Raw genomic sequence first — 6,604 nt, 5'->3', positions numbered from 1 at the left:
ACAACGGCACACGATTCATCGCTAAACTCGACGGTCGGCTAGAAGGAACTAGAAGGCTAGTTCTGCGTCGAGACAAGTTCTGCGTCGAAGGGGACGGATATGACCACACACGTCGAACAGCGTGAGTTCCAGGCGGAGGCCCGGCAACTGCTGGACCTGATGATCCATTCGATCTATTCGAACAAGGACACGTTCCTGCGCGAACTCGTCTCCAACGCGTCCGACGCGCTGGACAAGTTGCGGCTCGAATCGTTCCATGACAAGGACCTGCAGGCCGACACGTCCGATCTGCACATCGAACTCGACGTCGACACGGACAAGCGCACCCTCACCATCCGCGACAACGGCATCGGCATGTCCCGTGACGAGGTGATCGACCTCATCGGCACACTCGCCAAGTCCGGTACCGGCGAACTGCGCCGCAAGCTGAAGGACGCGAAGGACGCCGCCGCGTCGGAAGAATTGATCGGCCAGTTCGGCATCGGCTTCTACTCGGCGTTCATGGTCGCCGACAACGTCACCCTCGTCACCCGCCGGGCCGGGCACGAGACGGGTACCCGCTGGGAATCCGGGGGCGAGTCGACGTACACGATCGCCACCGTCGAGGACGTGCCGCCGGGCACCGCCGTCACCCTGCACCTCAAGCCGGAGGACGCCGACGACCACCTGTTCGACTACACCTCGCCGAGCAAGCTGCGCGAAATCGTCAAGAAGTACTCGGACTTCATCGCCTGGCCGATCCGGATGGAGGTCGAGCGGACGAAGACCACCCCCGCCGAGGACGGCGGCGAACCGATCGTGGAGACGGTCGTCGACACCGAAACCCTCAACTCGGGCAAGGCTTTGTGGGCCCGTTCCAGGGACGAGGTGTCCGACGACGAGTACAACGAGTTCTACCGGCACGTCGCCCACGCCTGGGACGAACCACTCGAGATCATCCCGATGAAGGCCGAGGGCACCTTCGAATACCAGGCGCTGCTGTTCATTCCGTCGCAGGCGCCGTTCGACCTGTTCCAGCGTGAACACCGCTCCGGTGTCCAGTTGTACGTCAAGCGGGTCTTCATCATGGACGACTGCGAAGAGCTGATGCCGGAGTACCTGCGCTTCGTCAAGGGCGTCGTCGACGCGCAGGACCTCTCGCTCAACGTCTCCCGCGAGATCCTGCAGCAGGACCGCCAGATCCGGGCGATCCGGCGTCGACTCACCAAGAAGGTGCTGTCCACGATCAAGGATCTGCTCGCGACCGATCGCGACAAGTACCGCACGTTCTGGACCGAGTTCGGCCGGGTCGTGAAGGAGGGCCTGATCGCCGACAACGACAACCGCGAGACCCTGCTGGCCCTGTCCTCGTTCGACTCCACGGAGAGCACGGACAGCCAGACGACGCTCGCCGAGTACGTCGAGCGGATGAAGGACGGGCAGGAGGGCATCTACTACCTGACCGGCGAGTCGCGGCAGCAACTCGAGAACTCCCCGCACATGGAGGCATTCCGGGCCAAGGGCATCGAGGTGCTGCTGCTCACCGACCCGGTCGACGAGGTGTGGGCCTCGTCGGTACCCGAATTCGACGGCACGCCGCTGCGCTCGATCGCGAAAGGGGAGGTGGATCTCGACAGCGAGGACGAGAAGAAGGCCGCCGAGGCGGACCGCGAGGAGAAGGAGAAGGACTTCGCCGGTCTGCTCGAATGGCTGAAGGACACGCTCGACGAGCACATCAAGGAGGTGCGTCTGTCCTCGCGGTTGACGACCTCCCCGGCGTGCGTCGTCGGTGACACGTTCAGCATGTCGCCCGCCCTCGAGCGGATGTACCGGGCGTCGGGTCAGGCGTTGCCGCCGATGAAGCGCATCCTGGAGGTGAATCCGGAGCATCCGCTGGTGACCGGTCTGCGTACCGCACACGCGCAGCGCAGCGACGATCCGGCGCTCGCCGAGACCGCGGAACTGCTGTACGGGACGGCGGTGCTCGCCGAGGGCGGTGAACTCGACGATCCGGCTCGGTTCGCGCGGCTGCTCGCCGACCAGTTGGCCCGCGGCCTTTCCTGAGAGGCGTGAGGCGCCCGATAGGCTCGCGTCATGAGCTGCGTGGACGGGGTCCTGTTCGATATCGAAGGCGTGATCGTCGTGTCCTGGGACCCCGTCCCGGGGGCCGCCGCCGTCCTCGCGGATCTACGCGAGCGCGGCCTGGCACGCGCGTTCCTCACCAACACGACCTCACGCACCCGCGCCGAGATCGCGGACAGGCTCACCGAACTGGGGATGCCCGTCGACGAGAACGAAATCGTCACCGCGGCGTCGCTCACCGCCGAGTACTTGCGGCAGACCTATCCGGGTCGCCGGTGTTGGGTGCTCGGCGACGGTGACATCGATGCGGATCTCGCCGGCATCGTCCGTGACGACGACGATCCGGAGGTCGTCGTCCTCGGGGGCGCGGGGGAGGGGTTCACGCATCGGGCGCTCAGCCGGGTCGCGGAATTGATGCTCGACGGTGTGCCGGTCGTCGCGATGCACCGGGGTGGTGCGTGGCAGGCGTCGGACGGTCTGCGCATCGACACCGGCACCTACCTGGCCGGACTGGAAGAGTTGACCGGGCGCAGTGTCGTCGCCGTCGGGAAGCCCTCGATGCAGGGTTTTCTCGAGGCAGCGGAGTTGATGGGTCTCGACGCGGACCGCATGGTCGTGGTCGGTGACGACCTGGGCGCCGAGGTGATTCCCGGGCAGCGGCTCGGGATGATCGGCGTGCTCGTACGCACCGGCAAATTCCGTCAGTCGGTGCTCGATCTGGCGGTCGACCGGCCCGACCACGTCGTCGATTCGGTCGCGGATCTACCGGGCCTGCTGGACACGCTGTCGCCGCAGGCCGGCTGAGGGACGTTGTGATCCGGCCCACTCGGGGCGGGGTGGTTGCGGCGGGATACTCTCGCGCCCGGGGGAATCGCCTCCGGTCGCAGCAGATTCGGTCGAATCAGTATCTCGAGGAGTCGCACTTGTTCAATCGTTCCGTTCGTTCCGTTCGCTCGGTTCGCTCCGTCCGTCGGGTGGCGCGGGCCGGGGTGGTCGCCGCCCTCGGTGTGGCGGCCGCATCCCTGCTCGGTGTCGGTACCGCGACGGCGGCGCCGGTGACGTGCATGTCACCGCCGTCGGACAATCAGATTCTCGTGTCGGACACCGCGAGTTGTGGTGCCACCGCAGATGTCGGCAGCACCGCCCGCGCGGCGGCATCGGACAGCGGCACCGCGGTATCGGTCGCGCGGGTGGGCGGCGCGTCCGAGGCGCAGGCAACCGGATTCGGCACTGCTCTCAGCGCGGCGCGGGACGGTGGGCGGTCGTTCGCCTACGCGCTCGGTGGCGGATTGAGTCATTCGTCGGCGCAGGGTCCGTCGGTGATCACGTTGTCGCTCGCGGGTTGGGGTGCGGGCGCGACCGCCGACGAGACCGGCGTGACCTGTGTCGGCGCGCAGTCGTTCGCCGTCAATACCGGGTCCGGTCAGTGGTGCGCGGTCGGCGTTGGGTCCACGCAACGCTGATCGTCGCGGCACGAACGGGTGTGGCGAGCCTTGCACTCGCCACACCCGAGTGCTAAAAATGCAGTTGGCACTCATCACGAGCGAGTGCCAGGCTGGATCGGTGAGACCGGGAATATCGACACCCCCGGTCGTCCGTCGCGGGCACTGGTTCCGGCCGAAGGCAGGAAAACGGGGCGTCCCGACGAGCGGCCGTCCCAGGTGTCACCCCGATATCCGGAGGATCACTTCGCAATGGCCAAGATCATCGCGTTCGACGAAGAGGCCCGTCGCGGCCTCGAGCGTGGCCTGAACAGCCTCGCCGACGCTGTCAAGGTGACGTTGGGCCCCAAGGGTCGCAACGTCGTGCTCGAGAAGAAGTGGGGCGCTCCCACGATCACCAACGATGGTGTGTCCATCGCCAAGGAGATCGAGCTCGAGGATCCGTACGAGAAGATCGGCGCCGAGCTGGTCAAGGAAGTTGCCAAGAAGACCGACGACGTCGCTGGCGACGGCACCACCACCGCCACCGTCCTCGCACAGGCGCTCGTCCGTGAAGGACTGCGCAACGTCGCTGCCGGCGCCAACCCGCTGGGTCTGAAGCGCGGCATCGAGAAGGCCGTCGAGGCCGTCACCGCCAAGCTGCTCGACACCGCCAAGGAAGTCGAGACCAAGGAACAGATCGCTGCCACCGCCGGAATCTCCGCCGGTGACCCCGCGATCGGTGAGCTCATCGCCGAGGCCATCGACAAGGTGGGCAAGGAAGGCGTCATCACCGTCGAGGAGTCCAACACCTTCGGCCTCCAGCTCGAGCTGACCGAGGGCATGCGCTTCGACAAGGGCTACATCTCCCTCTACTTCGCGACCGACGCCGAGCGTCAGGAAGCCGTCCTCGAGGACGCCTACATCCTGCTCGTCAGCTCCAAGATCTCCACGGTCAAGGATCTGCTGCCGCTGCTCGAGAAGGTCATCCAGTCCGGCAAGCCGCTGGTCATCATCGCCGAGGATGTCGAGGGTGAGGCTCTGTCCACCCTGGTTCTGAACAAGATCCGCGGCACCTTCAAGTCCGTCGCCGTCAAGGCTCCGGGCTTCGGCGACCGCCGCAAGGCCCAGCTCGCCGACATCGCCATCCTCACCGGTGGCGAGGTCGTCAGCGAAGAGGTCGGCCTGTCCCTCGAGACCGCCGGTCTCGAGCTGCTCGGCCAGGCCCGCAAGGTCGTCGTCACCAAGGACGAGACCACCATCGTCGAGGGCGCGGGCGATCCCGACGCCATCGCCGGTCGCGTCAACCAGATCCGCGCCGAGATCGAGGCGTCGGATTCGGACTACGACCGTGAGAAGCTGCAGGAGCGTCTGGCCAAGCTGGCCGGCGGTGTCGCGGTCATCAAGGCCGGCGCCGCGACCGAGGTCGAGCTCAAGGAGCGCAAGCACCGCATCGAGGACGCCGTCCGCAATGCGAAGGCTGCCGTCGAAGAGGGCATCGTCGCCGGTGGCGGCGTGGCGCTGCTGCAGGCCGCTCCGGCTCTCGACGAGCTCAAGCTCGAGGGTGACGAGGCCACCGGTGCGAACATCGTTCGCGTCGCCCTCGAAGCTCCGCTCAAGCAGATCGCGTTCAACGCGGGCCTCGAGCCCGGCGTCGTCGCCGAGAAGGTTCGCAACCTGCCCGCCGGTCACGGTCTCAACGCCGCGACCAACGAGTACGGCGACCTGCTCGAGGCAGGCATCAACGACCCGGTCAAGGTCACCCGCTCGGCGCTGCAGAACGCGGCGTCCATCGCGGCGCTGTTCCTCACCACCGAGGCCGTTGTCGCCGACAAGCCGGAGAAGGCAGGCGCTCCCGTCGGCGATCCGACCGGTGGCATGGGCGGCATGGACTTCTGAGTCCGCCCACCCGTTCGCGCGAAGCCCGATCCCACGTTCGTGGGATCGGGCTTCGCCCGTTCTGTCACTCCGGCAACAACATCCACAGTGCGAGGTAGACCAGTACGGCACCACCACCGGTGACGAAGGCGGCGACGACAACGCCCGCGCGAACCAGGTTCACATCGATGTCGAAGTACTCGGCGAGGCCGCCGCACACACCACCGAGCATGCGCTGCGAGCGGGAACGGGCGAAGGGACGGGGCGTGGAATTGCTGTCGAATGTCATGCACTCAGCCTGCCGCCGCCGGCGCCGAGGCACATCGGGTGAACCCCCGATTCCGACCCGGATCTTTCGTCTCGGGGTGACTACTTACGGGCGGCGAGCGTCTTCTTGAAGATCAGCATCGGCAGCAGCAGGCGGGCGATCACCGACACCGCCCACACGATCACCGTCGCCAGGATCCACGTACCGATGCCACTGATCTGCAATCCGTCACTGATCAACGCGGTGACGATCAGCGCGACCAGCGTCGACACGAGCGCGCTGCTGCCGAGCAACACAGGCGCCTTCGTCATCGACACCTGACGGATCAACGGGTCGATGACGACGGAGACGACCGTGAAGATCACCACGGCGATGACGAACGCCAGCGTGGTGAGGGACATGTCGGGGAGCACCCACGCCCCGACGATGAGGGCGATCGCATTGGCGATCAAGGCGATGACCGCGGTCGCGAGAAGTCGCATCATGCGGTCAGACTAAACCCGCCGGTCCCGGATTGCCCGGAATCGCGGCGGGTGGTCGTCTCACGGTGCGGCGGACGTCGCCGCCCGGACCGGTCAGTTGCACACCACCGTCAGTCCGACGCCCTGCCAGACCTGGGTCTCGACGCGGTCGAACTCGTTGTCGTCGTGGTCGTACACCATGTCGACCTCAGTGCGGTAGCCACGATCCCGCTGCTCGGTGACCCGGCAGTCGGTCATCGCACTACCGGATCGGTTGACGACCGAGTACGGCACGCCCTCCGCGTCGAGCGTGGCGAGGGCGGCGCCCTCGTTCATGCCGACCACGTCCGGCGCGGCCTCGGCGATTGCGGTGCCGCCCCCGAGGAGAAGAGCAACGGCCGTGGCACATGCTGCAGCGGTGGCAGTAGCGGTGATGCGCATCGGGAATCCCTTCGAAAGATGTTGGTGCGAACGGAAAGTGGGCTGTGTTCGCATGGTGGTTCCATCGTGTCGTC

General features: G+C 66.5%; 7 protein-coding genes. 4 read left to right on the top strand and 3 right to left on the bottom strand.

The annotated features are described in order from the left end of the window. The first annotated feature begins 99 nt into the window (after window positions 1-99). From htpG to groL, 4 genes are all read left to right on the top strand, one after another. On the top strand, window positions 100-2,043 hold the full coding sequence (htpG, locus tag WAX14_RS04555; protein WP_422626898.1) for a molecular chaperone HtpG: 1,944 nt from the start codon (window positions 100-102) through the stop codon (window positions 2,041-2,043). Between the two features lie 30 nt (window positions 2,044-2,073). Beyond that, window positions 2,074-2,865, top strand: coding sequence for an HAD-IIA family hydrolase (locus WAX14_RS04550; RefSeq protein WP_422626897.1), 792 nt, complete (start codon window positions 2,074-2,076; stop codon window positions 2,863-2,865). Between the two features lie 119 nt (window positions 2,866-2,984). After that, complete coding sequence (locus WAX14_RS04545) at window positions 2,985-3,524, top strand: DUF6764 family protein (protein WP_422626896.1); 540 nt, start codon at window positions 2,985-2,987, stop codon at window positions 3,522-3,524. A gap of 231 nt (window positions 3,525-3,755) precedes the next feature. Further along, complete coding sequence (groL, locus tag WAX14_RS04540; RefSeq protein ID WP_422626895.1) at window positions 3,756-5,381, top strand: chaperonin GroEL; 1,626 nt, start codon at window positions 3,756-3,758, stop codon at window positions 5,379-5,381. 64 nt (window positions 5,382-5,445) lie between these two features. On the opposite strand, the gene WAX14_RS04535 is transcribed toward groL, so the two are convergent. From WAX14_RS04535 to WAX14_RS04525, 3 genes are all read right to left on the bottom strand, one after another. Continuing rightward, window positions 5,446-5,649 (bottom strand): PspC domain-containing protein, encoded by a 204-nt coding sequence (locus tag WAX14_RS04535; RefSeq protein ID WP_422626894.1) that lies wholly within the window; start codon window positions 5,647-5,649, stop codon window positions 5,446-5,448. An 80-nt stretch (window positions 5,650-5,729) separates the two neighbouring features. Continuing rightward, on the bottom strand, window positions 5,730-6,113 hold the full coding sequence (locus tag WAX14_RS04530; protein WP_422626893.1) for a phage holin family protein: 384 nt from the start codon (window positions 6,111-6,113) through the stop codon (window positions 5,730-5,732). A gap of 90 nt (window positions 6,114-6,203) precedes the next feature. Beyond that, complete coding sequence (locus WAX14_RS04525; RefSeq protein WP_422626892.1) at window positions 6,204-6,530, bottom strand: PASTA domain-containing protein; 327 nt, start codon at window positions 6,528-6,530, stop codon at window positions 6,204-6,206. Between the last annotated feature and the right edge of the window lie 74 nt (window positions 6,531-6,604).

The sequence above is a fragment of the Rhodococcus sp. (in: high G+C Gram-positive bacteria) genome, assembly GCF_049299235.1.
Taxonomy (GTDB): domain Bacteria; phylum Actinomycetota; class Actinomycetes; order Mycobacteriales; family Mycobacteriaceae; genus Rhodococcus.
Note: the sequence above shows the minus strand (reverse complement) of the source record. Positions and strands in the feature narration are given on the sequence as shown.